The organism is Intrasporangium zincisolvens, from assembly GCF_034724055.1.
GTDB classification, from domain to species: Bacteria; Actinomycetota; Actinomycetes; order Actinomycetales; family Dermatophilaceae; genus Monashia; species Monashia zincisolvens.
The window spans coordinates 87,010-111,285 of record NZ_JAWIIL010000004.1 but is presented as its reverse complement, the minus strand read 5'-3'; the positions used below and the strand labels follow the sequence as shown (position 1 = coordinate 111,285).

The window sequence follows — 24,276 nt, the reverse complement described above, 5'->3', positions numbered from 1 at the left end:
GGCATGAGCGAGCGCCTGACCCCGGCCCGGATGCGGGAGATCAACGACACGATCCGCTACAGCATGTGGTCGGTGTTCGCGTCGGCCACGCCCCTGGGCGACGACCGTGACGCCGTGCTCGCCGAGCTCGAGGGCTTCCTCGCCGAGATCGCCGGCGAGGGCGTCGTCGTCCGGGGCCTCTATGACGTCGCCGGCCTGCGCGGCGACGCCGACGTCATGGTGTGGTGGCACGCCGAGTCGATCGAGCAGCTGCAGTCGGCCTACCACCGGCTGCTGCGCACCGAGCTCGGCCAGCACCTCGAGCCGGTCTGGAGCTCGGCGGCCCTGCACCGCCCGGCCGAGTTCAACAAGAGCCACATCCCGGCCTTCATGGCCGAGGAGGAGACGCGCCAGTACCTCTGCGTCTACCCGTTCGTGCGCTCCTACGAGTGGTACCTGCTCGAGGACTCCGAGCGGCGCGACCTGCTGCGCGAGCACGGCCAGATGGCGCGCGACTACCCCGACGTGCGGGCCAACACCATCGCCTCGTTCGCCCTCGGCGACTACGAGTGGCTCCTCGCCTTCGAGGCCGACGAGCTGCACCGCATCGTCGACCTCATGCGCGAGCTGCGGGCGTCGCGCGCCCGCCTGCACGTGCGCGAGGAGGTCCCGTTCTTCACCGGACCGCGGATCGAGCCCGCGCAGCTCGTCGCCAACCTGCGCTGACCGCCGGCCGCTGGGCGCGCAGGCCTCGGGCCCGCGCAGGCCCGTGGCTCAGTCGTCGTCGAGGGCCTTGGCGATGATGGCGATGACGGGGATGAGCAGGAACGCGAGCCAGGACCGCGTCAGGAAGAACGCGGCGATCGCGATGAACGGGGACAGGCTCACCAGCGTCCGACCGACGCGCCCGCCGCTGCGCGCCTGCGGAGCCGGCGACGGCGTGCGTGCCGGGGGTGTCGTCACCCGGCCCGCCTTCGCCGGCGGGTTGGACAGGAACGCCGGACGCGGTTCGGGCAGGTCGGTGAACAGCGCCGTGAGGTCGCTGCGCGTCACCGCGTCGGCGGCGCGGCCCCTGCGGTCCTCGTACTCGAACGCGTCGAGGCGTCCGGCCTCGTGGTGGCTCGCGAGGGCAGCCAGCGCGTCCTCACGCTCCTGGCTGCCGATGCGCAGGTCGTCGTCCCCGGCCATGGCACCAATCTAGGCGCAGCAGCCTCAGGCGTCGTCGCTCGCCGTGCCGGTGGTGGGCTCGAGCCGCAGGGAGATCGAGTTGATGCAGTAGCGCTGGTCGGTCGGCGTGTCGTAGCCCTCGCCCTCGAACACGTGGCCCATGTGCGAGCCGCACGTGGCGCAGCGCACCTCGACGCGCTTCATGCCGAAGCTGACGTCCTCGATGTACTCGACGCTGTCGCCCGCGAGCGGGGCGTAGAAGGACGGCCACCCGCAGTGCGACTCGAACTTCGTGTCGCTGCGGAACAGCTCGGCCCCGCACGCCCGGCACGAGTAGACGCCTTGGGTCTTGGTGTCGGTGTACTCACCGGTGAAGGCGCGCTCGGTGCCGGCCCCGCGCAGCACCTGGTACTCGGCGGGGGAGAGGGCGTCGCGCCACTCCGCGTCGGTGCGCTGGACGGCGTACGGCTGGCGGGAGGTGCTCTGGTCGCTCATGTCCGGGCAACGCTGCGGCACCCGCATTTGTGCCCGGGGCGTCCCTGTGGGGGTCCCGGCGGGGAACGGCCCGGGCGTGCCGGTTGCGCACGCCCGGGCCGCTCGGCTCAGCCCTGGTCCGTCACTTCTGCTTCGGCGGCACCGTGCACGTGGCCGTGGCGGTGTTGCCGGCGGCGTCGGTGGCGGTGACGAGCAGGTCGCCCTTGACCGTGACGTGCCAGTCGACGGCGCCCGAGCCGGGCACGGCCGAGGGGGTGGCCCCCGGCGCCTGCGTCAGCTTGATCGTCGTGCCGGGCGCGTACGGGCCGAAGGTGGCCGAGGAGGCCGTGTCGGACACCGTCACCGACACCCCGGGCAGGTTGTCGTCGGCGAGCAGTCGGTAGAAGCCGGCTGACGCGTACCCGGGCGGCGTCTTGCCCGCCGGGTTGACGCCCGGCCCGCAGTCGGCCGTCGGCGGGGTCACGTCGTTGACGGCGATGCGGACCGTCTGGACGAAGTCCGGCCCGGCGTCGGCGCCGTTGACGAGGAACGTCGTCGTACACGTCAGCGTCGAGCCCTGCGGCGCGTCCGCGGCGACGGTGACGGCCTCGTCGAGGACGAGGTCGGTGCCGCTCGTCACGGTCTGCGGCAGCGACGGCGAGTACGCCACCGACAGGCCCGGGTCGCACGACACGTTCGCGGTGACCTCGGCCGGCAGGTTGCCGAGCCCGGCGAGGATGGCCGAGGCCACGCCGCCGGGTGCGACGCTCGGGAAGAACGTGCCCGAGGTGGCCGACGTGATGCGCGAGGCCTGACCGGTCGCATCGAGCCCGTCGCCGGACCCTGAGCTGACGTTGATCGCGATGACCTGCGCCGACACGCCCTGCAGCGAGCCGAGGGCATCGGCCTCGGTGTGGCCGTTGCTCGGGTCGTGACCGCTGGCGTCGCCGAACCACACGACGATGCGGCTCGAGCCGGGGCGGTAGGCGATGGCGTTACCGCCGGACCCGACCTCCCAGAGGGCGTTGAGCTGGCCCTCCTGCAGGTCGCCGCCGCCGCCCGCGGAGAGGCTGTCGATGGCGTTCTGCGCGGTCGTCTGGTCGCCGGTGAGGCCGGTCTCGACCTGGAAGAGCTGCGCGCCGTCGCTGACGTCGCGGTAGGAGGTCACGGCGAACTGGGCGAGCGGCTGCGCGCCCTGCACGCTCGTGACGATCGAGCTCATCTCCGACTTCACGTTGGCGATCGCCGAGCCCATGCTGCCGGTCTCGTCGACGACGAGCACGATGTCGGGCTTGGGCGGGATCTCCGGCGTTGTGACGGTCTTGGTCACGTGGACGGTCTGGCCCGGGTCGAGCGAGTCGTCGTAGCCGGCCGGCGCGACACCGGCTCCGGACGCGACGGTCGGGACGGCGACGAGGGCTCCGGTTGCGAGGATCGAGAGTGCGCCGCGGCGCATTCCGTTGAGCACGGTTGTCCCCTTTCGTGGGACGCGAGGGTTGGGTGGGTGGCCGGCGCCCGTGCTTCCCGGCGCGGCCCCGAGGCGGTCGGCGCGACGTCACGACCCCGAATGTCGTCGTCCCCTGCCGTCGACGGTCCTGGTGGTGGACCGGGGAGCGGTCGGGTCCGGCCGGTGGAGGCGTCCGCCCGAGGCTCCCTGCTCCTACCGTGTTCCCGTTCGTCCGTTTTGATACGAGAACCGCCGAAAAGTGGTGCTGCTGGGACGCGCGGGGCAGGCTTTGCCACGATGGGGCCCGTGGAGCAGCGCCAGAGGGTCCCGCGCCCGCTCCTCGCCGCGGCCGCGGCGGGGGCCGGCACCGCCGTGGGGGCCGCCGCCGGGTCGGTGGCGGCCGCCGCCTACTTCGCCCGACGCGTCCTGACCCCGGACGAGCTGCAGCCCGACGACGTCGTCGTCCTCGAGTGCGACGAGCAGACCGTCCGGTTCGCCGCCGCGCCCGACCCGGTCGTGCCGGGCCGCTACGGGCTGTGGCTCGACGGCGGCCTCGGCCACGCCCGGGTCGGGGAGATCGTCGCGGCCGACGACGCGTCGGTGACCCGGCGGCTGCTGTCGGTCGACCGGGGCCGGCTTGTGCCCGGCCCGGCCCGGTGGAACCAGTACTACTACTGGGACCGGCCACGCGTCACCCTGGGGCTGCCCGACGAGGACGTCTCGGTGCTCTCGGACGTCGGCCCCCTGCCCGGCTGGGTCGTGCGTCCCGCGGCCGGCGTATCGCGGGGACGCCGGCGCGGGCGCGACTGGGCCGTGCTCGTGCACGGGCGCGGCGCCCGCCGGGAGGAGACGCTGCGGGCCGTGCCGGTGCTGCGCGAGGCGGGCTGGACCTGCCTCGTCACCTCCTACCGCAACGACCGTGACGCCCCGCGTGGCCCGGACGGCCGGTACAACCTCGGGCTCTCGGAGTGGCGTGACGTCGAGGCGGCCATGGCCCACGCCGTGTCCCACGGAGCGCGTCGGCTGCTCCTCTTCGGCTGGTCGATGGGCGGGGCCGTCGTGCTGCAGGCCCTGGACCGCTCGCCGCTCGCCGACCGCGTCGTCGGGGTGGCCCTCGACTCGGCGGTGCTCGACTGGGGCGTCGTGCTGCGCCACCACGGGCGGCTGCACCGGCTGCCCGGCCCGCTCGTGCGGGTCGCCACCGACCTCATGGGCTCGGCGCGCAGCCGCCGGCTGGTCGGCGTCCGCGAGCCCATCGACGTCGCCCGCACCGACTGGGTGGCCCGTGCCGACGAGCTGCGTGTGCCGATGCTCGTCATCCACTCCGACGGCGACGACTTCGTGCCGATCGGGCCCGCCGTCGCGCTCGCGGCGCGACGGCCCGACCTCGTCCGGTTCGAGCGGTGGGAGGTGGCTCGTCACTGCCGCGAGTGGAACCACGACGCCGAACGGTGGGAGCGCGTCGTCGGCGACTTCGTGGGCGGCCTCGGCTCCCCGCTTCGGCGCGTCGGGCCCTGACGCTCAGCGACGCACCAGCCAGCGGCCGAGCAGCGTCGCGTCCTGCTCGACGAGCACCTCGAGGTCGAGGTCGACGTCGAGCGCGGGACCGGCGACCGGCCGTCGCGCGTCGTCTCCGACGACCGCCGGGGTCACCGTGAAGCAGAGCTCGTCGACGAGCCCCGCCGCGAGCAGGCTGCCCAGCAGGCCCGGACCGCCCTCGGTGTGCACCCGGGTCCACCCCCGGGCGTGGAGGTCGGCGACGAGGGAGGCGAGGTCGACGCGGTCGGTGCCGTGCACGAGGACGTTGCCGGCCCCCAGTGCCTCGCGGGCCGCGCCGAGACCGTCCGAGCCGGCCGGCACCGCCAGCAGCACCGAGCCGTCCGTGAACGGGCGCACCGAATCCGGCACCTGCCCCGAGTTGCTGACGACGACGAGCGGCAGCGCCTCGGGGAGACCCTCCTGCGCGCGCAGTGCCGTCAACGACGCGTCGACCGCGAGTGCCGGGTAGCCCTCGGTGCGTACCGTGCCCGCCCCGACGACGACGCAGTGGCTCAGCGCCCGGAGCAGCTCGAAGACGACGTGGTCGGCGTCGCTGTTGATCGAGCCGGACCGCCCGTCGGGGCCGGTGGCGGCGCCGTCGAGCGTCGTGACCATGTTGGCGCGCAGCCACGTGTCGCCCGGCGACCGGTAGGCCGCCACGAGGCCGTCGGCGTCGAGCTCGGTGAACGGGTCGAGGCCGGTCTGGCCCGGCACGAGGAGGCGCATGCGGCCAGTATGGCCACCCCGCGTCTCCGGCCGCGGCCCCGTGGCCACGATGCGTGCCGCGCGTCGGCCCTGCTGCGGCTGCCGGTCGGGCAGGATGACGACCATGGGCAAGAAGGGGTCGAAGAAGGGGTCCGACAAGGGCCGCAAGAAGGCCGAGAAGAAGGCCCGCAAGGCCGCGGAGGCAGCGGCCGCGGCGGTCGGTGAGGGCGCGATCCTCAACGGGTTCGCCGACGCCCTGCGGGTCGGGAAGGGCTTCGTCCTCGCCGACGTCGACCCGTCGTCGACACCCGCGTTCGACGGCGGCAAGTCCGGGGGCGAGGCGGCGCTGGCTGCGGGGGAGTCCGAGCTCGGCGACCTGCTCGAGCGGCTGTGGGCCGAGTCGACGGCCGGCGCGAGCCGCTCGGTGCTGCTCGTCGTGCAGGGCATGGACACCTCGGGCAAGGGCGGCATCATGCGCCACGTCGTGTCGGTCAACCCCGAGGGCGTCAAGGCGACGGCCTTCAAGGCGCCGAGCGACGAGGAGAGGAAGCACGACTTCCTCTGGCGCATCGAACGGGCCCTTCCCGGTCCGGGTCAGCTCGGCGTCTTCGACCGCTCGCACTACGAGGACGTCCTCGTCGTCCGTGTGCACGACCTCGTGCCGGAGGAGGTGTGGCGCAAGCGGTACGCGCAGATCAACGCCTTCGAGCGCGAGGTCGAGCGGTCCGGCACGCAGGTCGTCAAGGTGATGCTCCACCTGTCCAAGGACGAGCAGCGCGCCCGCCTGCAGGAGCGCCTCGACCGCCCCGACAAGCACTGGAAGTACAACCCCGGCGACGTCGACGAGCGCAGCCGCTGGCTCGACTACATGGAGGCCTACCAGACCGCCCTCGACAAGTGCTCGACCGTCGGGTCGCCCTGGTACGTCGTGCCGGCCGACCGCAAGTGGTACGCGCGCCTCGCCGTCCAGCAGCTGTTGCTCGAGGCCCTGCGTGAGATGCACCTGCAGTGGCCCGACGCCGACTTCGATGTCGAGGTGGAGAAGCGCCGGCTCTCGGAGAGCTGAGGCGCCCGAGGGCGCTGCGGCGTCAGCCGGCGCGGTCGAGCACCGCGCCGGCGGCGCCGGCGAGGTCGGCGCCGAGCGTGCCGAAGACGGTGCCCCGTGCCCCGCGCCCACCGGCGACGCGGCTCGCGACGAACGCGTCGGCCACGGCGGCGGGGGAGTGCTCGACGACGAGGGCTGCCTGCAGCGCGAGCGCCAGACCCTCGACGACCGACCGCGCCTCGAAGGCGGCTGCTGCCGTCGCGGCGTCGAGAGATCGGGCCCGGCCCACCGCGGCGTCGACGAGCGCGTCGAGCTCGTGGCTGCGTCCCCGCACTCGGTGCAGCTCCTTCTCGAGGGCCTCGAGGCTCGCCGGCTCCCGGTCGAGCGCCCGGACGACGTCGAGGGCGTTGACGTTGCCCGAGCCCTCCCAGATGGAGTTGAGGGGCGCCTCGCGGTAAAGGCGGGCCAGGCCGTTCTCCTCGACGTAGCCGTTGCCGCCCAGGCACTCGAGGGCCTCGGCGACGACGGGGGCCGTGCGCTTGCACACCCAGAACTTGCCGAGGGCGACGCCGAGGCGCGCCAGGTCGGTCTCGCCGGCGTCGACCGCGTGGGCGAGGCGCATCGCGAGGACCGTCGCCGCCTCGGCCTCGAGGGCGAGGTCGGCGAGCACGTTGCGCATGAGCGGCTGGTCGACGAGCCGCGCCCCGAAGGCGCTGCGGTGGCGAGCGTGGTGCACGGCACGGGCCACGGCGTCGCGCGTCGTCGCCGTCGAGCCGAGCACGCAGTCCAGGCGCGTCGCGCCGACCATGTCGATGATGGTGCGGACACCGCGGCCCTCGTCGCCGAGGCGGCTGCCCCAGGTGCCGTCCAGCTCGACCTCGCTCGAGGCGTTCGAGTGGTTGCCGAGCTTGTCCTTGAGGCGCTGGAGCGCAAAGGGGTTGCGGCTGCCGTCGTCGAGGGCGCGCGGCACGACGAAGCACGTCAGCCCGCCCGGCGCCTGCGCGAGGACGAGGAAGACGTCCGACATCGGTGCCGAGCAGAACCACTTGTGACCCGTGAGCCGGTACGTCTCGCCGGGCAGCGGACCGCCGGGGACGGGCGCCGCCTGCGTCGTGTTGGCGCGCACGTCCGAGCCGCCCTGCTTCTCGGTCATGCCCATCCCGGCGATGGCCCCGGCCTTGGTCGTGACCGGCCGGATGCCGAACTCGTACCGGCGGCTGGCGAGGGCCGGCAGCCAGCGCCCGGCCAGCGTCGGGTCGTGGCGCAGCGCCGAACCCGCGGCGTAGGTCATGGAGACGGGGCAGCCGTGGCCGGCCTCGACCCGCGACCAGACCATGAAGCCGGCGGCGCGGCGCGCGTGGGCGCCCGACCCGGCCGGACGCGTCCACGGTTCGGCCGTGAGGCCCGCGCCGACGGCGCGCTCCATGAGCCAGTGCCATGACGGGTGGAACTCGACCTCGTCGACGCGGTTGCCGCGCGCGTCGTGGGTGCGCAGGACCGGCGGGTGGGTGTCGGCGAGACGGCCGTGCTCGAGCGCCTCGCCCGAGCCCGCCCGGCGCGCGAGGTCGGCCAGCCCGACCGGGCCCTCGACGTCCGCCTCCGGCACCCACCGGCGCACGGCCTCGGCGAGGGCCGGGTCCTCCGCGAGGAGGTCGTGGCCCTCGTAGGGCGGCACCTGGTTGGTCACCTCGTGCGTGCTCATCGCCCGAGCGTAGGACGCCCCGACGCGTCGGGGTCGGTGCGCGCGGTGTCGCGCTCCTCACGCGCGCCGCGCCGCGGGATAGCCTCGTGCCGATGACGGTCAAGGAGCGGGCGCGAGCGACCCTGCGACGGGTACCCGGCGGCCTCGCCGTCGGGCGGCTCACGGTGCGGACCGTCGACGTCTGCCTCGACTACCGGGTCACCGGCCTCGCCGCCGAGGCCGCCTTCTTCATGCTCCTGTCCCTGCCTCCGCTCGTGCTCGGCCTCTTCGGCGGGCTCGGCTACGTCAGCGCGTGGATCGGGCCCGAGAACGTCGACACCGTCGTCGAGTCGATCCGGGAGTACGCGGCGCGCTTCCTCACCGAGGACAGCATCAGCGACCTGCTCGTGCCGACGGTCCAGGACGTCCTCGGCCGGGGACGGCCCGAGCTCGTCTCGGTCGGTTTCCTCCTGTCGCTGTGGTCGGGATCGCGCGCCCTCAACGTCTTCATCGACACCGTCTCGATCATGTACGGGCAGAAGGACGTGCGCGGCATCATCCGGTTGCGGGCCCTGAGCCTCGCGCTCTACACGGTCAGCACCGTGGCCGGCATCATCCTGCTGCCGCTCGTGCTGCTCGGTCCGCAGCTGGTGTCGGGGTGGCTGCCCGACTCCCTCGGCTTCCTGCGCTACCTCTACTGGCCGGCGGTGCTCGTCTTCAGCGTCGTCGCGCTGACGACGCTCTACCACGTGGCGACGCCGCGGCGCGGGCCCTGGTGGCGCGACGTCCCCGGGGCCCTGCTCGCCCTGGCGATCTGGCTCGGCGCCTCCTACCTCGTGCGCATCTCGCTCGAGGCCTCCCTGGGCGGCTCGACGATCTACGGCCCGCTCAGCGCCCCCATCGTCCTGCTCATCTGGCTCTACTTCCTCGCCATCGCCATCCTCATCGGGGCCGGCCTCAACGCGGCCACCCGCGTGCTGTGGCCCGTCGAGCTGACCGAGCACCGGCCCCCGAGCCTCGCCGAGTGGCTCGCCCGCCGGCGCGCCGAGGAGCGTCAGGTGGCGCGCAGCCGCCGCACCCGCGTGCCGGAGGCGTCCGACGCGTCCGAGCCGTCCGACGCGTCCGAGCCGTCGGGCTCCGGGGCTCAGGAGGGGGTCGTGGGGGAGCGTGGGGCCGGTTTGGTGTCGCGCAGATCCATCCGCTAATGTCTACCTCGCACCGAGCGGGGAAGTTACATCGCTGGTGTTCCCGCGGACGTAGCTCAGTTGGTAGAGCGCAACCTTGCCAAGGTTGAGGTCGCCGGTTCGAGCCCGGTCGTCCGCTCGGAGGCAAATCGGTACTTGCCTTCACACGGTGGAGTGGCCGAGAGGCGAGGCAGCGGCCTGCAAAGCCGCGTACACGGGTTCAAATCCCGTCTCCACCTCGGGTAGCAACACCCCAGGGCGATTGGCGCAGTGGTAGCGCGCTTCCTTGACACGGAAGAGGTCACTGGTTCAAACCCAGTATCGCCCACCAGCAGGAGAGGCCCCCGGCACCGCCGGGGGCCTCTCGCCGTCTCGGGGGTCCGGGCGCCGCGGCGCCGCGGGCGGGCGACGGGGCATGTCGGGCAGGCGGATTCGCCGTCGCGCGACGCGTCCGCTATGGTCTACCTCGCAGCCGAGGGCACGCCCCGGAGCAGCACGTGCGGACGTAGCTCAGTTGGTAGAGCGCAACCTTGCCAAGGTTGAGGTCGCCGGTTCGAGCCCGGTCGTCCGCTCCAGCAGGAAGGCCTCACGACCTCGGTCGTGAGGCCCTTCCGTTGGCGGTCCGGCGCAGCCCGGATCGTGCACCACCAGAGGGCGATTGGCGCAGTGGTAGCGCGCTTCCTTGACACGGAAGAGGTCACTGGTTCAAACCCAGTATCGCCCACCAGCAGGAGAGGCCCCCGGCACCGCCGGGGGCCTCTCGCCGTCTCGGGGGTCCGGGCGCCGCGGCGCCGCGGGCGGGCGACGGGGCATGTCGGGCAGGCGGATTCGCCGTCGCGCGACGCGTCCGCTATGGTCTACCTCGCAGCCGAGGGCACGCCCCGGAGCAGCACGTGCGGACGTAGCTCAGTTGGTAGAGCGCAACCTTGCCAAGGTTGAGGTCGCCGGTTCGAGCCCGGTCGTCCGCTCCAGCAGGAAGGCCTCACGACCTCGGTCGTGAGGCCCTTCCGTTGGCGGTCCGGCGCAGCCCGGATCGTGCACCACCAGAGGGCGATTGGCGCAGTGGTAGCGCGCTTCCTTGACACGGAAGAGGTCACTGGTTCAAACCCAGTATCGCCCACCCGCACGAGACGGCCCCCGACCTGCGCGACACCGGTCGGGGGCCGTTCGCATCTGCGTGCCGGCGCTCAGCGCCCGCCGAAGCTCTCGAGGAGCATGTCGCGCTCGCCGTCGGTGAGGTTGGTGGCGATGAGGGTGTTGTGCATCCCGCGGAAACGCTCACCGACCCGGTCCAGGTCACCGTCCTCGGTGACGACGAAGAGCGCGGAGGTGCCCGGGGTCACCTGGGTCCGGATGGTCTCCAGCTGCTCCTTGGTGATCCCCGCGTCCTCGGTGATCTTGCTGATGGCGCCGATCCCCGCGCCGACGATGCCGCCGACGACCGGGACGAAGAAGAGGGCACCGACGAGGACACCCCACAGCGCGCCCCATCCGGTGCCCCGCCACTTCTCGTCGTTGCTGTGGGACATCTGGGGCTTGTCCTCGCCGACGGGCCACGTGACGACCGCGTGGTCGATGATCTTGAGGAACCCGTCGGTCTGGCAGCCCTCGAGGACGGACTCCGCCTGCGCGGCACCGCCCGGGTCGTCGAACTTCCACACCGTGAAAGCAGCCATGTCATGCTCCTTTGCCTGGCGCCGTCGACCGGTCGGCCGTGCGGCGGTGGTTGCGAGTGGTGTCGTCGGCAGGCACCTGCGTCTTCGGGGCGCGCCTGTCCCGCGAGGACCACCCTGCCGCTCGCGGCCGCGCGGTTCGTCCCCCTCGCAGGCTGAGATGTGGGCCCCTCGTCGGCCCGTCGGGCGGGTCGCCCCTCCGGCTAGGCACCGGTGGTGACGCGCCCCGATGCCGTGGTCGGCAGCGTCAGGGAGGTGGAGGACGCCGCCGCGGCGGCCGCGTCCTGGAGGGTGCCCCGCGCGGCCTGGTGGCGGCCCATGACGACCGCCATCGCCACGCCCGCGAGGCTGATGACCGCCATGACCCAGGACGCCGCCGCGAGACCCGAGGCGAGCGCGTCGCCCGGCGGCTGGCCCTGCGCCGTGCGGTCGGCGATGACGCCGCCGTAGATCGTGGCGGCGAGCGCCGTCGCCACGGCGGCCCCGACGTAGCGGGCCATGTTGGAGACCCCGGAGGCGGAGCCGACCTGGTGCGCCGGGACGCAGGCCGTCGACGCCGAGGAGGCCGGCCCGTTCGAGAGCCCCATGCCGACCGCCACGGCCACGAGGGGCAGGAGGAAGGCGCGGTAGGCCCATGAGGCGTCGACGAAGCCGATGGCGGCGAAGCCGATGGCTGTGAGGAGGAACCCGAGGCCCACCACCTGGCGCCCCCCGAGCCGGGCGGTGAGCCGCGGCACCGCCGCCGCGATGGCGACGAGCCCCACGGTGGCCGGAAGGGTGGCGAGGCCCGCCTGCAGCGTCGTGAAGCCGAGCGTGTCCGGGTCCTGGAAGTAGAGGCTGAGCAGGTACATCAGGGCGTTGATGGTTCCCGCGCCGATGAGGATGGCGATGGTCGAGCCGACGAGGATGCGGTTGCGCAGCAGTGCCAGGTCGAGCATGGGCACGGCGACCCGCTGCTCGACCATGACGAACCCGATGCCCGCGGCGACCCCGACCGCGAGGCACCCGATGGTCGCGGCCGAGACCCAGCCCCACGAGCTCCCCTTGCTCAGGGCCAGGATGACCGGCCCCAGGGTCAGGGCGATGAGGGCCGAGCCGGCGTAGTCGATGGACCGCGAACGGGTCGGGTCGCGCGACTCGGACACCTTGGCCGCCGCGATGAGGATGCAGATCGCTCCGATCACCGCGTCGACCCAGAAGAGCCCCTGCCATCCGGCGACCGTGACGAGCGCACCACCCATGAGCGGGCCGGCCGCGGCGCCGACGGCCGCCGCTGCGCCCCAGAACGAGACGGCCCGCAGCTGTGCCTCTCCGCTGTTCGCCACGGACAGCAGGCTCAGGCCGCAGGCGAGGATCGTGGCGCCGGCGGCCCCCTGGATGAAGCGACCGGCGATGACGGCACCGCCGGAGTGCGACAGGGCGATGAGGACGCACGACACGACGAACAGCACGAGGCCGAGCTGGAAGACGCGCTTGCGACCGAAGACGTCGCCGAGCGAGCCCGACGTCACGATGACGGCGGCACCGACGAGGGAGTACCCGGTGACCGCCCACTGCAGCGTCGTCACGTCCGTGCCGGTGTCGGCGCTGATGGCGGGCAGCAGGATGCTCACGGCCGAGGTGTTGGCGTTGACGACGAAGGTCGACAGGCACGTGGCGGCGAGGACGCCTCCGGCTCCGGCGGTCGCGCCCGCCCCGGACCCGACCGAGCCACCCGTCCCGACGGGCGAGCCTCTACCCGACATGACCGTCCGCCAGTCGCTGGAGCAGGAGTGCCTGGGTCACGATCAGCTTCTCGATCTCCGACACGTCGACGCTCTCGTCGGAGGCGTGGATCCGCGACGCGGCGACGTCCTCGGGCCCCCAGAGGACGAACTCGGCGTCCGGTGCCGCCTGCTGGAGCGTCCGCAGGAGGGGGATCGACCCGCCGCACCCGGCCTCCCCGGCGGGGCGACCGAAGGCCTCGCTCAGGGCCTCCCGCGCAGCGGCGTACCCCGGACCGTCGGTGCGGCACAGGAACGGCGGCGCCGCCTTGGTGCGCTGGACCTCCACCTTGGCGCCCCACGGCGCGTGCGACTCGAGGTGGCGCACCAGCGCGTCGAGCTCGGCAGTGGGTTCGGACCCGGGGACGATGCGCATGGAGATCTTCGCGCGGGCCTGGGGGATGAGGACGTTGGACGACGCCGCGATGCTCGTCATGTCGAGCCCGATCGCGTTGACCGACGGGCGTGCCCAGAGCCGGCCGCCGATCGGTCCGCTGCCCGTCAGCGCCACGCCGTCGAGCACGTCGGCGCTCGACCGGAGGTCGTCGTCGCTGAGCTCGGCGCCCTCCCAGGTCGTCTCGGTGACCCCCTCGATCGTCACGTTGCCCTCGTCGTCGTGCAGGGTCGACAGGAGCCGCGCGAGGGCCATCATGGCGTCCGGGGCCGGACCACCGAAGACACCCGAGTGCAGGGGGTGCTCGAGGGTGCGCACGGTGACGATGCACGCGACGTCGCCGCGCAGGGCCGTCGTCAGAGCGGGTTCGCCGACCCGGAGGTTGCCCATGTCGCAGATGACGAAGAGGTCGCACGCGAACAGCTCCGGGTGCGCCTCGACGAACGCCTCGAGGTTGCTCTCCGTCTCCTCCATCCCCTCGAGGATCAGCTTGACGGTGCACGGCGGCTTCCCGTCGAAGACGCGCAGCGTGCCGAGGTGCGCCACGAGCCCGCTGATGTCGTCGGCCGCGCCACGGCCGTAGACGCGCCCGTCCTCCTTGCGCGTCGGCGTCCACGGGTCGCTCGTCCAGCCCTGCTCCGGAGGCGCCGGCTGGACGTCGTAGTGGGCGTAGAGCACGACGACGGGTGAGCCCTCGGGCCCGGGGATCTCGCCGTAGATCGGCGGGTACCCGGACGGCACGTCCATGAGGCGGGCGTCCGTGAAGCCGGCATCGCGGAACAGCTGTAGCGTCGTGTCCGCCATCTGGTGGACGGGCTCGCTCGGGTACCCGGGGAAGGCGATGGACGGGATCCTGATCAGGGTCTCGAGGTCCGCGACGACACCGGGCATGAGGTCCGTGGTCCGGGCGGCGATCTCCTGTACGTGCATGGTCGGTCCTCCAGCGTCGGTGTCGTGTCTGTGTCTGTGTCTGTGCGGTGCGGGATGCCTTGCGTCAGAAGAAGATGCCGCCGATGAGGGCGCCCACGGCGATGGTCACGACCGACATGACGAGCATCGGGACGAAGAAGCTGTGGTCGAGCAGCTTGGTGCCGAGCTTGGTCGTGCCGGTGAGGTCGAAGTTGGCGGCCGCGATCTGGGTGCCGTTGGCCGGCAGGGTGTAGACGCCGCTCAGCGCGCCGGCCCACATGCCGGTGACGACCCCGGCCGGGAGCCCGGCGGCGAGGCCGATGGGCACGATGGTCCGGGTCGCCGTCGACTGGCTCGTCGTCAGGGCGGCGACGAGGAAGACGGCTACGGCGAAGATGAACTGCCAGCTGGTGACCCAGCCGCCGATCGTCGAGACGATGTACTCCTCGTGGGCGGAGATGAAGGTGGCGGTGAGCCACGCGATCCCGAAGAGGGCGATCGCCGAGATCATGCCGGCCTTGAACACCGACTGGTCCGGGACCGTCTTCACCTCGGGCTTGCCGAGGAAGAGGATCGCCACGCCGACGACGAACATCACCATGACGATGGTCGTCGTCATGTCGATGGGAACGGCTTCCTCGCCCTCGGCGGCGAAAGCCGGCCGCAGCTGGGGGAAGAGCCCGAACACGACGATCGCCACGACGCCGAAGAGGAAGGCGAGGGCCGAGTTGCGGCCCTCCTTGGTGTACGTGAGCCGTGACGCCGCGGACTCGCCCGTGCCCGCCAGCTGAGGAGCCAGGAGGGCGCCGGAGGCGATCTTGGCCTGCACCTCGGGGTCGTCGTCGAGGTCCTTCCACATCCGGTTGACGACGAGCGAGGTGACGACGATGCCGACGACGCACGCCGGGATGGTGATCGCGAGGATCTGGGTCAGGCCGAGGTTGTAGGGCGCGACGTCGGTGAGGGTGAGCATCGCCGCCATGGCGGCGGAGACGGGCGAGGCCGCAAGGGCCATGCCGGACTGGACGACGGTCACCGTGAGCGGACGCGCCGGCCGGATGTTGTTCTTGTACGACACGTCGTAGATGACCGGGAGCAGCGGGTAGATGATGTTGCTCGTCCCGGCGCCGATGGAGAAGAGGAACGCGGTGAGCGGGGCGATCAGGGTGATCTGCTTCGGCCGCTTCTCGATGACGTTGGCGGCCACGGAGACCATCCAGTCGATGCCACCGGCCGCCTGCATCATCGCGGCCGACGTCACGACCGCGAGGATGATCGCCAGGGCCGCAGCGGGGGGCTCACCGGGCGGCTCGCGGAAGACGAACACGAGGACGAAGACGCCGAGGCCGCCCCAGAGGCCGACCCCCACACCGCCGGCCCGGGTTCCCATGACGATCGCCCCGAGCACCACGAGTGCCTCGAGCACGAAACTGACGCTCATGTCGATTCCTTCCTGCGATCGGCCCTTGCACCAGCGCGCGGGCTCAGCCCGACGCGCACTGGGCGGCGATGGACTGGGACAGCTGCGCGTACGCCGCGCTGATGTCCTTCAGCGATGCCGTGAGCTCGGGGGCGACCGTGGTGAAGGCGCCCTTGCCCGCAGCGGCGAGGGTCTGCTTGAAGCCCTCGAGGTTGGCCCGCAGCGTCGAGATGGCGCTGTCGTAGCGCCCCTCCGTGACGGCCTGCAGATGGTCGAGCTTCGCCAGGGCGGCGTCGACCTTCGTCGTCAGCTCGGCGACCTTGCTGCCGTCGGGCTTCTGCGCCTTGAGGCCGTCGACCGCGGTGGCGAGGCTCTTGGCGTTGGCGCAGAGGTTCTGCGCGGTGAGGTCGGTGCCGCATCCGGCCACCACGAGGGTGCCCGCGAGGGTCGCGGCTGCGGCCAGCCGGCGCAGACGCCGGTTCGTCATGGCGGTCCCTCTCCGTCGACGGGCTGGGTGACGACGGCCACGAGCACCTGGCACGCCAGGACGAGGTCGTCGATGGCGATGTGCTCGCTCGTGGCGTGCTCGTCGACCATCCCGGTCGGGAGCGCCACGCACGGAATCCCCTTGGCGTTGAAGTAGTTCCCGTCGGTCCCGCCGCCCGACTTCCGCGGCGAGACCTCCAGCCCGAGGGACCGGATGGCGCGGGCCGCCTCGCGGTAGGGCTGTGCGTCCTCGGCGATCCGGTAGGTCCGGTAGATCTCCTCGGCGACGACGTCCACCGTCGCGCCGCGCGCCTCGGCGGCACGTTCGCAGGCGAGCCGCATGGCCGCGAGCTGGCGGTCGAGCTTGCCCTGGTCGTGGCTGCGTGCCATGCCCTCGAGCACGACGGTGTCCGGGATGATGTTGCGGGCCTCGCCCCCGTGCACCGTCCCGATGTTGGCGACGGTCTCCTCGTCGATGCGCCCGAGGGGCATTGCGGCGATGGCGTCCGCGGCTGCCTGGACGGCGCTGACGCCCTTCTCCGGCTCGACCCCCGCGTGGGCCTTGCGCCCCTGGACGGTGATGGTGAGGTACACCGAGGTCGGCGACCAGTACGTCACCGAGCCCATCACCCCTGCGGTGTCGAGGACGAAGCCGTGGGTGGCCTGCAGCCGGCTCACGTCGAGGTGACGTGAGCCGACCAGGCCCCGCTCCTCACCGACGGTCGACACGAACTCGATCGTCGGGTGGGACCAGTCCGGATGGTCGCGCAGCAGCCGGACGAGCTCGAGGCACCCGGCCAGGCCCGACTTGTCGTCCGCCCCGAGGATCGTCGTGCCGTCGGTGCGCACCACGCCGTCGTCGCCGATGACGGGCACGATCCCGCGGTCGGTCCCGGCTGTGTCCATGTGCGTCGACACCAGGACCGTCCCCGGGCGTGTGCCCGGGTACACGGCGACGAGGTTGCCCACGTCGTCCTGCGTCGTCGTGCACCCCAGCTCGCGGAAGCGGGCTGCGAGCACCTCACCGATCTGCTGCTCGTGGCCGGTCGGGCTGTCGATCGCCACCAGCTCGAGGAAGGTGGCGAGCAGCCGGTCACGGTCTACCGCGTCCGCGGGCCGGAGTGCGGCTGCGGGCGCGGGGCTCATGCCAGAGCCCGGGCCTTGATCTGCGAGAACTCCTCGGGGGAGATGGCGCCGCTGTCGAGCAGCGACTTGGCCTGGTACAGCTGGTCGGTGGTCGAGGCGGTGGAGCCGCCGGCGACGCGCTGGATGTACTTCTCCTGCGCGGCCATCTGGGCCTCAGCGGCCTGCATCTCGCGCTCGGCCATGCCACGGCCCCGGACGATGAGGTAGATGAGGGCCGAGAGGAGGGGGACGATGAAGAGCGCCAGCACCCACAGCACCTTCGAGAACCCACCGAGCTCCTTGTCCCGGAAGAGGTCTCCGAAGATGTGGAAGAGCATGATGAGGTAGGCCACGAAGAAGAAGGACCACACAAGCAGCCAGAAGAAGCTCCAGAAGTCCATGGTGAGCCAGTCCTTTCGTTGTCGCGACTCGTCGCGGTGGCGGTCAGGGGGACCGCTTCGACATCAGCCTCACGCCACCGAACAAACCCGGCATCGCACTCTGCGAGCGAGATCGCGGGTCACGGGTCCGGCTGGGCGTGGTCCGCCCCTCCTGCGCCCGGCTCGTCCATCAGCTGGGTCGAGGTGACCTCCAGACCCATGGCCGTCAGGCTGCCCAGCACGGCGACCAGCTCCTGGCTGTCGTGCACCCGGACCGTCAAGGTCGTCCGGATCCCGTCGCTGTCACACCACGTGGCATAGGGCCAGACGTCGCGCTCGTCCACCTCACCGTTCACGATCACCACGGCTTGCATCGGCATCCTCCTTCTCCTGCGAAGGACTTCGCGTCATCGACAGGATGCCGATGTCCGAGGCGTGCCGCGTCACTTCATGGGGAGTAGATCGCGCACGCGGAGTCCGGACCCGTGGCCGCAGCCACGGGTCAGTAGAGCTCCAGCTCGGCGGCCCTGCGGATGGCGGCACGCCGGCTGCTGACGCCCAGCTTCTGGTAGATGTGCGCGATGTGCGTCTTGGCCGTGTGCAGCGAGATGTACTCCGCCTCGGCGATCTCGGCGTTGGTGAGGTTGGTGGCGAGGTACCGGAGGATCACGTGCTCGCGCTCGGTCAGCTGCTCACCTCGCCCGGTGGTCTCCTGGCGCTGCCCTGCGGCGATCCGCCCGAGCACCTGGGTCACCGCAGCCGGGTGGGCGGTGCCATGGCGCAGGTGGGCCTTGAGCAGGTCGGGCAGTCGCTCGCCGACGCGGAGGAAGGGCCCGTAGAGCTCGTCCGGCTCGGCGGCTGCGAGGGCCGCCTCGAGGGAGGCGTGCGCGTCGGGCCTGCCCAGCTCTGCGCGTGCCTCCGCCTCGAGGCAGCGTGAGAGGCACTCCACCTGGACCAACCTGCCTGTCGACGTCGTCCGGTCGAGCTCGGCGAGGGCCTCGGCAGGCCGTCCTGCCTGGATGAGCACCTTCGCCCGGTGCGCGCGGGCCAGCGGGTACTCGGGCTCGCTCATGGGTGCGGAGGCCAGGGCCACCGCCTCACGCGTCCTTCCCTCCGCGATGAGGGCGAGCCCCTCCAGCCCGGAGAGCATCGACGGCCACCCGGGCGCGCGGCGACCGGAGTCCATCACTGCTCGGACCTGTGCGATGGCCCGTTTGGCGCCGACGAGGTCGCCCAGAGCCAGACATGCCTTCGTCAGGTAGTTCAGCGTGAGGCCACGCAGCTCCCAGTCGAAGGGCAGCATCATCGACAGGGCCCGCTCCAGCTGCGCCCGTGCCTCGTGCACGTTGCCCCTCCAGTAGTCGAGCCATCCGAGGAAGGCGACGGCCGGAGCCAGCGTCGCGAGCCCGACCCAGCCGCGGTCGTCCGCCCGCGCAAGGACGCTGATCGCGAGGTCGCGTACCTCGTCGAGGCGTTCCTCGACGATGGCGGGCAGGCACGACTCCGCGAGCGCCGTCAGCTCGAGGGCCAGCAGGCCGGTGTCGCGTGCGGTGGCGGCAGATGACCGGAGCATCTCGAGGGTGGGCGCCGGCTCGGCCTGCAGCCGGGCCTCGCCCATGCCGACGAACATCTGCACCGACGCCAGGACGGCGGGGTCCGGCGGGCGCTGGCTCCGGTCGAAGCGCTCGAGCAGCGCAGCCCCCGGCTCGACCGCCGCGCTCAGACCCAGTCCGTAGCCGGTACGGAACAGCTGGACGACCGCCAGCCGGTCCTCGAACACGGCCTTGGCCTCCGACGGCAACAGGACGGCCGCGTCGTGTGCGGCGTCGATCTGCACCTGCGCGTCGTCCATCTTCCCGCGCTGCACGAGGACGAGCGCCCTGGCCAGGTGGGTGTCCGCCGAGTAGGCCGATCCCTCGGGTACCTGGTCCACGGCGTCGAGCACAGCGTCCACCCGTCCCTCGAGGAACAGCTCGAGCCAGCGGTCGGCGAAGATCCTGGAGGCCCTCTCACCGTCGCCCGCGGCCACGGCGTGCCGGATCGCGGTCGGGGCGTCGACGTTGCTCCACCAGTCCGCCGCTGCGGCGTGCTGGACGGTGGCCCGCTCGGGGTAGTCGGCGACGAGGCGTCGGTGGATGTGGGCGGCGAATAGGGGGTGCCAGTAGTACCAGGCCTCCTCGGCGTTGGTGCCGCCGCGGGAGAGGAAGAGGCCGTCGGCGACGCACTGCTCGAGGAGCGCCTCGGCGTTGTGCGTTCCGCGCACGCTGTCGACGAGGGAGGGGCAGACGTGCTCGTCCAGGGTGGCGTCGAGGACGAAGTCCCGGAGGTCGTCCGACAGGGACGCGAGCACCTCCGTCGCGAGGTACTCGGCCAGCGCCTGGTCGCGCCGCAGCTGGGTCGGTACCTGCTTGCGCAGGCCGTACTGGCGCGAGGCGAGGATCGCCATGCGGACGCCGGCCGGCCATCCACCGGTGGCGCGGTGGATCCCCTCGACGGTCTCGGCATCGAGGTCCAGACCGGCGGCGCGCACGGCCTCGGCCGTCTCCTGCGGGCCGAACGCGAGCTGTTCGTGCGTGAGATAGGCGAGCCGGTCGTCGAGCCGGAGACGCTGCAGCCGGAGCGGGGGGACGACGCGTGCGGCCACGGCGATGCGCATATTCGCCGGGGCCCATTTCAGGATGTGGTCGATGATCTGGATGGAACCCCGCGAGCCGGTGAGGTCCTGGAGGTCGTCGAGGACGAGCGTCAGGGGGAGCGCCGCGTCGTAGAGCACCTCGAGCAGCGAGTCGACCAGCGTCAACGGCTCTGCGCGCAGGGCGGAGGCTCGGAGGGGTTCGAGGTTCGCGCCCAGCTCTTCGAGCCCGGACAGGCCGACGGCGGTGATGAGGTCGGCGACGAGGCGCACCGGCGACCGGTCGGAGTCATCGACGTCCAGCCAGATGGCGGCCCCGTTGACCTGCTGGCGCCTCGACGCGGCAGCGAGCAGCGTCGACTTGCCGTAGCCCGCCATGCCGGCGAGCACGACCACCGGACGATGGTCGATGAGCGGCACGAGGCGCGCTCGGTCGATCGTGTGGGCGGACGGCAGAGGCACCGTCATCCGCGCGTGACGTGGTCCGACCATGTCATCCCCGACGATGGATGTGTGGAGGGCTTGATACTTGAGAGCGTACGACGTGCACCGGCAGGAGAGCCGGTTTTCGGGGCATCTGGGATGTGGAGCAGGTCATGCAGCGGTACGAGATCGTCCTCGACGGAGAGCTGACCGCGGACCTGCCCGACCTCGGCTCGCCGGTCCGGCGCCGCGACAGCGGACAGGCGACGATCCTGTCGGTCTCGGCCGGAGACCCCGACGCGCTCGGGCGGACCCTCGACCTGCTGGAGTCGCTCGGCATCGGTGTCACTGCGATCCACAAGGTGGCCGACGCCGGCCCCGGGCAGGACGCCGCCGACCCGGGCTGAGGGCCGCGGGGGCCTGCTCCACTCATCCTCAGCGGGCGATGTGCGGGGCCGGTGCCGGACGCGAGGGTCGGTGTATTGCAGGCAGCCGTCAAGGAGGCAGGACATGAGTGTCAACGTCGACGTCGGACCCATCGACTTTCTCGCGCTCGAGTTCCCGGGCGCCCGGATCAACGGGGAAGGGATGGCCATCCTCGTCGACCTCGTCGACCGCGGCATCATCCGGATCCTCGACATGAAGGCCATGGTCCGCGGCGAGGACGGGACGGTGACGGCCGTGGCCATCACCGACCTCGACGGTGACGGCACGCTCGACCTCGCCGTCTTCGAGGGCGTCGAGTCGGACCTGCTCGACGAGGAGGACCTGGCGCAGGCCGCCGACCTGCTCGAGCCGGGCAACGCCGCCGCGGTCCTCGTCTACGAGAACACGTGGGCGGGCCCCTTCGTGTCGGCCATGCGTCGCGCCGGGGCCGAGGTCGTGGCGAGCATGCGCGTGCCCGCCGACGTGGTCGTCGCGCGCCTCGAGGAGCTCGAGGCCGCCCGTGCGGCCGAGGCGGGCGACTCGGTCAGCGCGGACAGCGCCGCCCCCGCGGCGGACAGCACGCCGGCGTGACCGGGAACTCTCAGCCAGAGCAGAGGAGCAGACGATGGGACTGATCGGTGGAATGGCCCGGACGGCCGTGGTGGCCGGGACCGCGACGGCGGTGTCGAACCGGGTGTCGCGCCGCCAGGCGGGACGGTGGGCAGCCCAGGAGCAGCAGCAGGCGCCTCCGCCGCCCCAGTACGCAGAACCCCAGTACGCCCAGCCGCAGTACGCACCCCCGCCGCCGCCGCCCCCGCCGCCTCCGGAGGCCGCCGCTCCCGTGGGTGCCGACGCGGACCTGGCCAGGCTGCAGCAGCTCGGCGAGCTGCGCGCCTCGGGGGTGCTGACCGAGCAGGAGTTCCAGGCCCAGAAGGCCCGGATCCTCGGGCTCTGAGCAGGGCAGTGGCAGGGCAGTAGGAAGAGCAGTCGGAAGGACTGCAGCAACGCATCGACTCCCACGGGCCGCGCCGTCCCACCGGCGCGGCCCATGTCGTGCGCCGACGAGCCCCGTGGCAGGGCCGGCGTCGCCCACCGCCGAACCCCGTCGCCGACCGGCGACGGGGTTCAGGCGAGGTTCAGGGGACGGGGGCTCAGGCCACGAACGCCGGCGGGATGGGCGCGAAGTCGCGGATCTCGTCGTCACCGGGCTGGATGATCCCGCAGGAGGACTCCGGCACTTCGCGCCAGGCCCCCGGCAGGTCGCGCAGCGGCTCCGACACGACCAACCGCGCCTCGTCACTCGCCCGCTGCAGGATCTCGATCTCGGGGTGCAGGGCGCGCAGCTGCGCCACGTTCGTCGAGTGGAAGAGGGTCCGGCTCTGGTGGGTCGTCGAGTAGCGGAACGCCCAGACGGACTCGCCGTCGGAGGTCGCCATCGTGGCCTGAACGGGGTCGGCGACCCCATGCTTCTGCGCCACGTGCTCGACGAAGCCCACGGCCTTGGCGACCGCCGTGATGGGATCGTCCTCGAGACCGAAGGTCAGCGCGAGGAAGAAGAGTGCCTCGGAGTCGGTCGACCCCTCGATGTCGGGGTAGAGCGACGGGTCCACGGCGAACATGAGGTCACGCTTGAGCTGGTGGAAGCCGAAGACGGCCCCGTTGTGCATCCACAGCCGGGAGCCGTGCCGGAAGGGGTGGCAGTTGCTGCGCTGGACCGGCGTCCCCGTCGACGCGCGCACGTGCGCGAAGAGCAGGCCGGTCCGCACCTGCTGGGTGAGCTCGCGGAGGTTCTGGTCGTTCCAGGCCGGGTCGACGCTCTTGAAGATCGCCGGCACCGAACCTTCGCCGTACCAGCCGATGCCGAAGCCGTCACCGTTGGTGGTCGTGGCCCCCATCGTCGAGTGGAGGCTCTGCTCGATGAGCGAATGCTCCGGCTTGAAGAGGAGGTCCTCGACCAGGAGCGGGTCACCTGAGTACACCATCCAGCGGCACATGCGTTCATGGAACCTGCCCCGAGGTGGCCGATCATCACTCCTCGGGGATGACTCGCGGACGACTCGGGAACGACTCGGTGCCGACCCGGCGGCGCCGCAGCCGAACCGCCACGCGGACAGACGTTTTCGCCGGGTTTCGTCTTGAGGCCCGACGTCCGCTATCGTCTACGACGCACCGCGGCGCTCCGGCGCCGCTGGTCCGCAGGCGGACGTAGCTCAGTTGGTAGAGCGCAACCTTGCCAAGGTTGAGGTCGCCGGTTCGAGCCCGGTCGTCCGCTCCACAGGGAGGGCCCGTCGACTCACGTCGACGGGCCCTCCCGCACGTCGGCCACGTCCGCCGGGACGGTGCGGGCGCCGAGGTACGTAGGCTGTCGGGCATGGCTGCGTCGAGCAAGGCCCCCGCCGTGGAGCTCGAGGTCGGCGACCACACGGTGCGCCTCTCGAGCCCCGACCGCGTCTACTTCTCCGAACGCGGCGAGACCAAGCTCGACCTGGTGGAGTACTACCTCTCGGTCGGCCCCGGGATCGTCAACGCCGTGCGCGAACGGCCCTGCATGCTGCACCGCTTCCCCAAGGGCGTCGACGGCCAGAAGGTCCACCAGAAGCGCCTGCCGGCCGGGGCCCCGCCGTGGGTCGAGACGGTCCGGCTGCACTTTCCGCGCTACGGCCTGCACGCCGACGAGCTGTGCGTCACCAAGCTCGCCGACGTCATCTGGGCGGTGCAGATGTCGACGGTCGAGTTCCACCCCTGGAACAGCCGCCGGGCCGACACCGAGAAGCCCGACGAGTGGCGCATCGACCTCGACCCGATGCCGGAGTGCGGCTTCGACACCGTGCGCCGCGCCGCCCTCACCGTGCACGAGATCCTCGACGAGCTCGGCGCGGTCGGGTGGCCCAAGACCTCCGGCGGCAAGGGCATGCACGTCTACGTGCGCATCGAGCCGCGCTGGGGCTTCAAGGACGTCCGACGCGGCGCCCTGGCCTTCGCCCGCGAGGTCGAACGACGCCTGCCCGACGAGGTCACGACGACGTGGTGGCGTCGCGACCGGGCCCCGAGCGACCTCTTCGTCGACTACAACCAGAACGCCCGCGACCACACCATCGCGGCGGCCTACAGCGTCCGCGGCACGCCGCACGGCACCGTGTCCGCACCGATCCGCTGGGACGAGGTGGCCGACGTCGAGCCGCGTGACCTCACCATCGCCACGATGCCGGCGCGCTTCGCCGAGCTCGGCGACCTCCATGCGGGAATCGACGACGCCGTCTTCGACTTCACTCCTCTGTTGGAGTGGGCCGACCGCGACGAGCGGGACGGTGCCGGCGTCCCCCCGGAACCGGAGGACGCCTGAGACCCGACCGATCGGGCCGGCGCTCCGAACCCGACACATCAGCACACCGCACGACACACCAGCACCGACCATGACATCCCA

General features: G+C 72.1%; 23 protein-coding genes and 8 tRNA genes. 16 read left to right on the top strand and 15 right to left on the bottom strand.

Annotation, left to right across the window (positions count from 1 at the left end):
• Nucleotides 1–3: 3 nt before the first annotated feature.
• Entirely contained in the window at nt 4–705 is a 702-nt protein-coding gene (gene hemQ / locus RY076_RS12805) for a hydrogen peroxide-dependent heme synthase (RefSeq protein WP_323098556.1), read from the top strand.
• A gap of 48 nt (nt 706–753) precedes the next feature.
• On the opposite strand, the gene RY076_RS12800 is transcribed toward hemQ, so the two are convergent.
• From RY076_RS12800 to RY076_RS12790, 3 genes are all read right to left on the bottom strand, one after another.
• Complete coding sequence (locus RY076_RS12800) at nt 754–1,167, bottom strand: DUF1707 SHOCT-like domain-containing protein (protein WP_323098555.1); 414 nt, start codon at nt 1,165–1,167, stop codon at nt 754–756.
• 24 nt (nt 1,168–1,191) lie between these two features.
• Nucleotides 1,192–1,641: a peptide-methionine (R)-S-oxide reductase MsrB gene (gene msrB / locus RY076_RS12795; RefSeq protein ID WP_323098554.1), complete on the bottom strand. Its 450-nt coding sequence runs from the start codon at nt 1,639–1,641 to the stop codon at nt 1,192–1,194.
• A gap of 121 nt (nt 1,642–1,762) precedes the next feature.
• Nucleotides 1,763–3,088, bottom strand: a complete 1,326-nt coding sequence (locus tag RY076_RS12790) for a vWA domain-containing protein (RefSeq protein WP_323098552.1) — start codon at nt 3,086–3,088, stop codon at nt 1,763–1,765.
• 276 nt (nt 3,089–3,364) lie between these two features.
• Between RY076_RS12790 and RY076_RS12785 the strand changes: the two genes are divergently transcribed.
• Complete coding sequence (locus RY076_RS12785; protein WP_413785773.1) at nt 3,365–4,585, top strand: alpha/beta hydrolase family protein; 1,221 nt, start codon at nt 3,365–3,367, stop codon at nt 4,583–4,585.
• A 3-nt stretch (nt 4,586–4,588) separates the two neighbouring features.
• On the opposite strand, the gene RY076_RS12780 is transcribed toward RY076_RS12785, so the two are convergent.
• Complete coding sequence (locus RY076_RS12780) at nt 4,589–5,332, bottom strand: dihydrofolate reductase family protein (RefSeq protein WP_323098548.1); 744 nt, start codon at nt 5,330–5,332, stop codon at nt 4,589–4,591.
• Between the two features lie 103 nt (nt 5,333–5,435).
• Here RY076_RS12780 and RY076_RS12775 point away from each other — a divergent pair, with 103 nt between their 5' ends.
• On the top strand, nt 5,436–6,377 hold the full coding sequence (locus tag RY076_RS12775) for a polyphosphate kinase 2 family protein (RefSeq protein WP_323098546.1): 942 nt from the start codon (nt 5,436–5,438) through the stop codon (nt 6,375–6,377).
• 22 nt (nt 6,378–6,399) lie between these two features.
• Here RY076_RS12775 and RY076_RS12770 read toward each other — a convergent pair whose 3' ends face one another.
• Nucleotides 6,400–8,058, bottom strand: a complete 1,659-nt coding sequence (locus RY076_RS12770; protein WP_323098545.1) for an acyl-CoA dehydrogenase family protein — start codon at nt 8,056–8,058, stop codon at nt 6,400–6,402.
• A 92-nt stretch (nt 8,059–8,150) separates the two neighbouring features.
• Here RY076_RS12770 and RY076_RS12765 point away from each other — a divergent pair, with 92 nt between their 5' ends.
• The 8 genes from RY076_RS12765 (at nt 8,151) to RY076_RS12730 (ending at nt 10,341) form a co-directional block, all read left to right on the top strand.
• Entirely contained in the window at nt 8,151–9,242 is a 1,092-nt protein-coding gene (locus RY076_RS12765; protein WP_323098544.1) for a YihY/virulence factor BrkB family protein, read from the top strand.
• A 45-nt stretch (nt 9,243–9,287) separates the two neighbouring features.
• Nucleotides 9,288–9,360 (top strand) — tRNA-Gly (locus RY076_RS12760).
• 29 nt (nt 9,361–9,389) lie between these two features.
• A tRNA-Cys gene (locus RY076_RS12755) sits at nt 9,390–9,460 on the top strand.
• Between the two features lie 17 nt (nt 9,461–9,477).
• Nucleotides 9,478–9,552 (top strand) — tRNA-Val (locus RY076_RS12750).
• 168 nt (nt 9,553–9,720) lie between these two features.
• Nucleotides 9,721–9,796, top strand: a tRNA-Gly gene (locus RY076_RS12745).
• Between the two features lie 77 nt (nt 9,797–9,873).
• Nucleotides 9,874–9,948: transfer RNA gene (locus RY076_RS12740), tRNA-Val, on the top strand.
• A gap of 168 nt (nt 9,949–10,116) precedes the next feature.
• Nucleotides 10,117–10,192: transfer RNA gene (locus RY076_RS12735), tRNA-Gly, on the top strand.
• A 77-nt stretch (nt 10,193–10,269) separates the two neighbouring features.
• Nucleotides 10,270–10,341 (top strand) — tRNA-Val (locus RY076_RS12730).
• A 67-nt stretch (nt 10,342–10,408) separates the two neighbouring features.
• On the opposite strand, the gene RY076_RS12725 is transcribed toward RY076_RS12730, so the two are convergent.
• The 9 genes from RY076_RS12725 to RY076_RS12685 all read right to left on the bottom strand — a co-directional run bounded on the left by RY076_RS12725 (nt 10,409) and on the right by RY076_RS12685 (nt 20,465).
• Nucleotides 10,409–10,897: a DUF1269 domain-containing protein gene (locus RY076_RS12725; RefSeq protein WP_323098542.1), complete on the bottom strand. Its 489-nt coding sequence runs from the start codon at nt 10,895–10,897 to the stop codon at nt 10,409–10,411.
• Nucleotides 10,898–11,097: 200 nt separating this feature from the next.
• Entirely contained in the window at nt 11,098–12,639 is a 1,542-nt protein-coding gene (locus RY076_RS12720; RefSeq protein WP_323098540.1) for an MFS transporter, read from the bottom strand.
• Complete coding sequence (locus RY076_RS12715; RefSeq protein ID WP_323098539.1) at nt 12,629–13,981, bottom strand: M20/M25/M40 family metallo-hydrolase; 1,353 nt, start codon at nt 13,979–13,981, stop codon at nt 12,629–12,631. The genes RY076_RS12720 and RY076_RS12715 overlap by 11 nt, the downstream gene beginning before the upstream one ends.
• Before the next feature lie 64 nt (nt 13,982–14,045).
• Nucleotides 14,046–15,401: an anaerobic C4-dicarboxylate transporter family protein gene (locus tag RY076_RS12710; protein WP_323098536.1), complete on the bottom strand. Its 1,356-nt coding sequence runs from the start codon at nt 15,399–15,401 to the stop codon at nt 14,046–14,048.
• Nucleotides 15,402–15,444: 43 nt separating this feature from the next.
• The gene (locus RY076_RS12705) at nt 15,445–15,867 is read right to left on the bottom strand and encodes a hypothetical protein (protein WP_323098535.1); all 423 of its coding nucleotides are present in this window, start codon (nt 15,865–15,867) and stop codon (nt 15,445–15,447) included.
• Nucleotides 15,864–17,012: a M20/M25/M40 family metallo-hydrolase gene (locus RY076_RS12700; protein ID WP_323098534.1), complete on the bottom strand. Its 1,149-nt coding sequence runs from the start codon at nt 17,010–17,012 to the stop codon at nt 15,864–15,866. The genes RY076_RS12705 and RY076_RS12700 overlap by 4 nt, the downstream gene beginning before the upstream one ends.
• Entirely contained in the window at nt 17,009–17,392 is a 384-nt protein-coding gene (locus RY076_RS12695) for an SHOCT domain-containing protein (protein WP_323098532.1), read from the bottom strand. The genes RY076_RS12700 and RY076_RS12695 overlap by 4 nt, the downstream gene beginning before the upstream one ends.
• A 119-nt stretch (nt 17,393–17,511) precedes the next feature.
• On the bottom strand, nt 17,512–17,745 hold the full coding sequence (locus tag RY076_RS12690; RefSeq protein WP_323098530.1) for a hypothetical protein: 234 nt from the start codon (nt 17,743–17,745) through the stop codon (nt 17,512–17,514).
• A 128-nt stretch (nt 17,746–17,873) separates the two neighbouring features.
• A complete protein-coding gene (locus RY076_RS12685) occupies nt 17,874–20,465 on the bottom strand; it encodes a LuxR C-terminal-related transcriptional regulator (RefSeq protein WP_323098529.1) in 2,592 nt (863 codons plus the stop codon).
• A gap of 134 nt (nt 20,466–20,599) precedes the next feature.
• Between RY076_RS12685 and RY076_RS12680 the strand changes: the two genes are divergently transcribed.
• The 3 genes from RY076_RS12680 (at nt 20,600) to RY076_RS12670 (ending at nt 21,807) form a co-directional block, all read left to right on the top strand.
• Nucleotides 20,600–20,833 carry a hypothetical protein gene (locus RY076_RS12680; protein ID WP_323098528.1) on the top strand — a complete coding sequence of 78 codons (234 nt, stop codon included), beginning with the start codon at nt 20,600–20,602 and terminating at the stop codon, nt 20,831–20,833.
• Nucleotides 20,834–20,936: 103 nt separating this feature from the next.
• Nucleotides 20,937–21,443, top strand: coding sequence for a DUF6325 family protein (locus RY076_RS12675; protein WP_323098527.1), 507 nt, complete (start codon nt 20,937–20,939; stop codon nt 21,441–21,443).
• Nucleotides 21,444–21,477: 34 nt separating this feature from the next.
• Complete coding sequence (locus RY076_RS12670; RefSeq protein ID WP_323098526.1) at nt 21,478–21,807, top strand: SHOCT domain-containing protein; 330 nt, start codon at nt 21,478–21,480, stop codon at nt 21,805–21,807.
• Between the two features lie 196 nt (nt 21,808–22,003).
• On the opposite strand, the gene RY076_RS12665 is transcribed toward RY076_RS12670, so the two are convergent.
• Nucleotides 22,004–22,846 (bottom strand): class II glutamine amidotransferase, encoded by an 843-nt coding sequence (locus RY076_RS12665; RefSeq protein ID WP_323098525.1) that lies wholly within the window; start codon nt 22,844–22,846, stop codon nt 22,004–22,006.
• A gap of 205 nt (nt 22,847–23,051) precedes the next feature.
• Between RY076_RS12665 and RY076_RS12660 the strand changes: the two genes are divergently transcribed.
• Nucleotides 23,052–23,127 (top strand) — tRNA-Gly (locus RY076_RS12660).
• Nucleotides 23,128–23,223: 96 nt separating this feature from the next.
• A complete protein-coding gene (gene ligD / locus RY076_RS12655; RefSeq protein WP_323098524.1) occupies nt 23,224–24,195 on the top strand; it encodes a non-homologous end-joining DNA ligase in 972 nt (323 codons plus the stop codon).
• The last annotated feature ends 81 nt before the right edge of the window (nt 24,196–24,276 follow it).

Coding starts and splice junctions, on each gene's coding strand:
- RY076_RS12775 (WP_323098546.1), top strand. CDS start 5,436: ATGGGCAAGAAGGGGTCGAAGAAGGGGTCCGACAAGGGCCGCAAGAAG.
- RY076_RS12700 (WP_323098534.1), bottom strand. CDS start 17,012: ATGAGCCCCGCGCCCGCAGCCGCACTCCGGCCCGCGGACGCGGTAGAC.
- RY076_RS12770 (WP_323098545.1), bottom strand. CDS start 8,058: ATGAGCACGCACGAGGTGACCAACCAGGTGCCGCCCTACGAGGGCCAC.
- RY076_RS12665 (WP_323098525.1), bottom strand. CDS start 22,846: ATGTGCCGCTGGATGGTGTACTCAGGTGACCCGCTCCTGGTCGAGGAC.
- RY076_RS12715 (WP_323098539.1), bottom strand. CDS start 13,981: ATGCACGTACAGGAGATCGCCGCCCGGACCACGGACCTCATGCCCGGT.
- RY076_RS12690 (WP_323098530.1), bottom strand. CDS start 17,745: ATGCAAGCCGTGGTGATCGTGAACGGTGAGGTGGACGAGCGCGACGTC.
- RY076_RS12780 (WP_323098548.1), bottom strand. CDS start 5,332: ATGCGCCTCCTCGTGCCGGGCCAGACCGGCCTCGACCCGTTCACCGAG.
- RY076_RS12710 (WP_323098536.1), bottom strand. CDS start 15,401: ATGAGCGTCAGTTTCGTGCTCGAGGCACTCGTGGTGCTCGGGGCGATC.
- RY076_RS12725 (WP_323098542.1), bottom strand. CDS start 10,897: ATGGCTGCTTTCACGGTGTGGAAGTTCGACGACCCGGGCGGTGCCGCG.
- RY076_RS12800 (WP_323098555.1), bottom strand. CDS start 1,167: ATGGCCGGGGACGACGACCTGCGCATCGGCAGCCAGGAGCGTGAGGAC.
- RY076_RS12680 (WP_323098528.1), top strand. CDS start 20,600: ATGCAGCGGTACGAGATCGTCCTCGACGGAGAGCTGACCGCGGACCTG.
- RY076_RS12705 (WP_323098535.1), bottom strand. CDS start 15,867: ATGACGAACCGGCGTCTGCGCCGGCTGGCCGCAGCCGCGACCCTCGCG.
- hemQ (WP_323098556.1), top strand. CDS start 4: ATGAGCGAGCGCCTGACCCCGGCCCGGATGCGGGAGATCAACGACACG.
- RY076_RS12720 (WP_323098540.1), bottom strand. CDS start 12,639: ATGTCGGGTAGAGGCTCGCCCGTCGGGACGGGTGGCTCGGTCGGGTCC.
- RY076_RS12695 (WP_323098532.1), bottom strand. CDS start 17,392: ATGGACTTCTGGAGCTTCTTCTGGCTGCTTGTGTGGTCCTTCTTCTTC.
- RY076_RS12670 (WP_323098526.1), top strand. CDS start 21,478: ATGGGACTGATCGGTGGAATGGCCCGGACGGCCGTGGTGGCCGGGACC.
- RY076_RS12765 (WP_323098544.1), top strand. CDS start 8,151: ATGACGGTCAAGGAGCGGGCGCGAGCGACCCTGCGACGGGTACCCGGC.
- ligD (WP_323098524.1), top strand. CDS start 23,224: ATGGCTGCGTCGAGCAAGGCCCCCGCCGTGGAGCTCGAGGTCGGCGAC.
- RY076_RS12785 (WP_413785773.1), top strand. CDS start 3,365: ATGGGGCCCGTGGAGCAGCGCCAGAGGGTCCCGCGCCCGCTCCTCGCC.
- RY076_RS12675 (WP_323098527.1), top strand. CDS start 20,937: ATGAGTGTCAACGTCGACGTCGGACCCATCGACTTTCTCGCGCTCGAG.
- msrB (WP_323098554.1), bottom strand. CDS start 1,641: ATGAGCGACCAGAGCACCTCCCGCCAGCCGTACGCCGTCCAGCGCACC.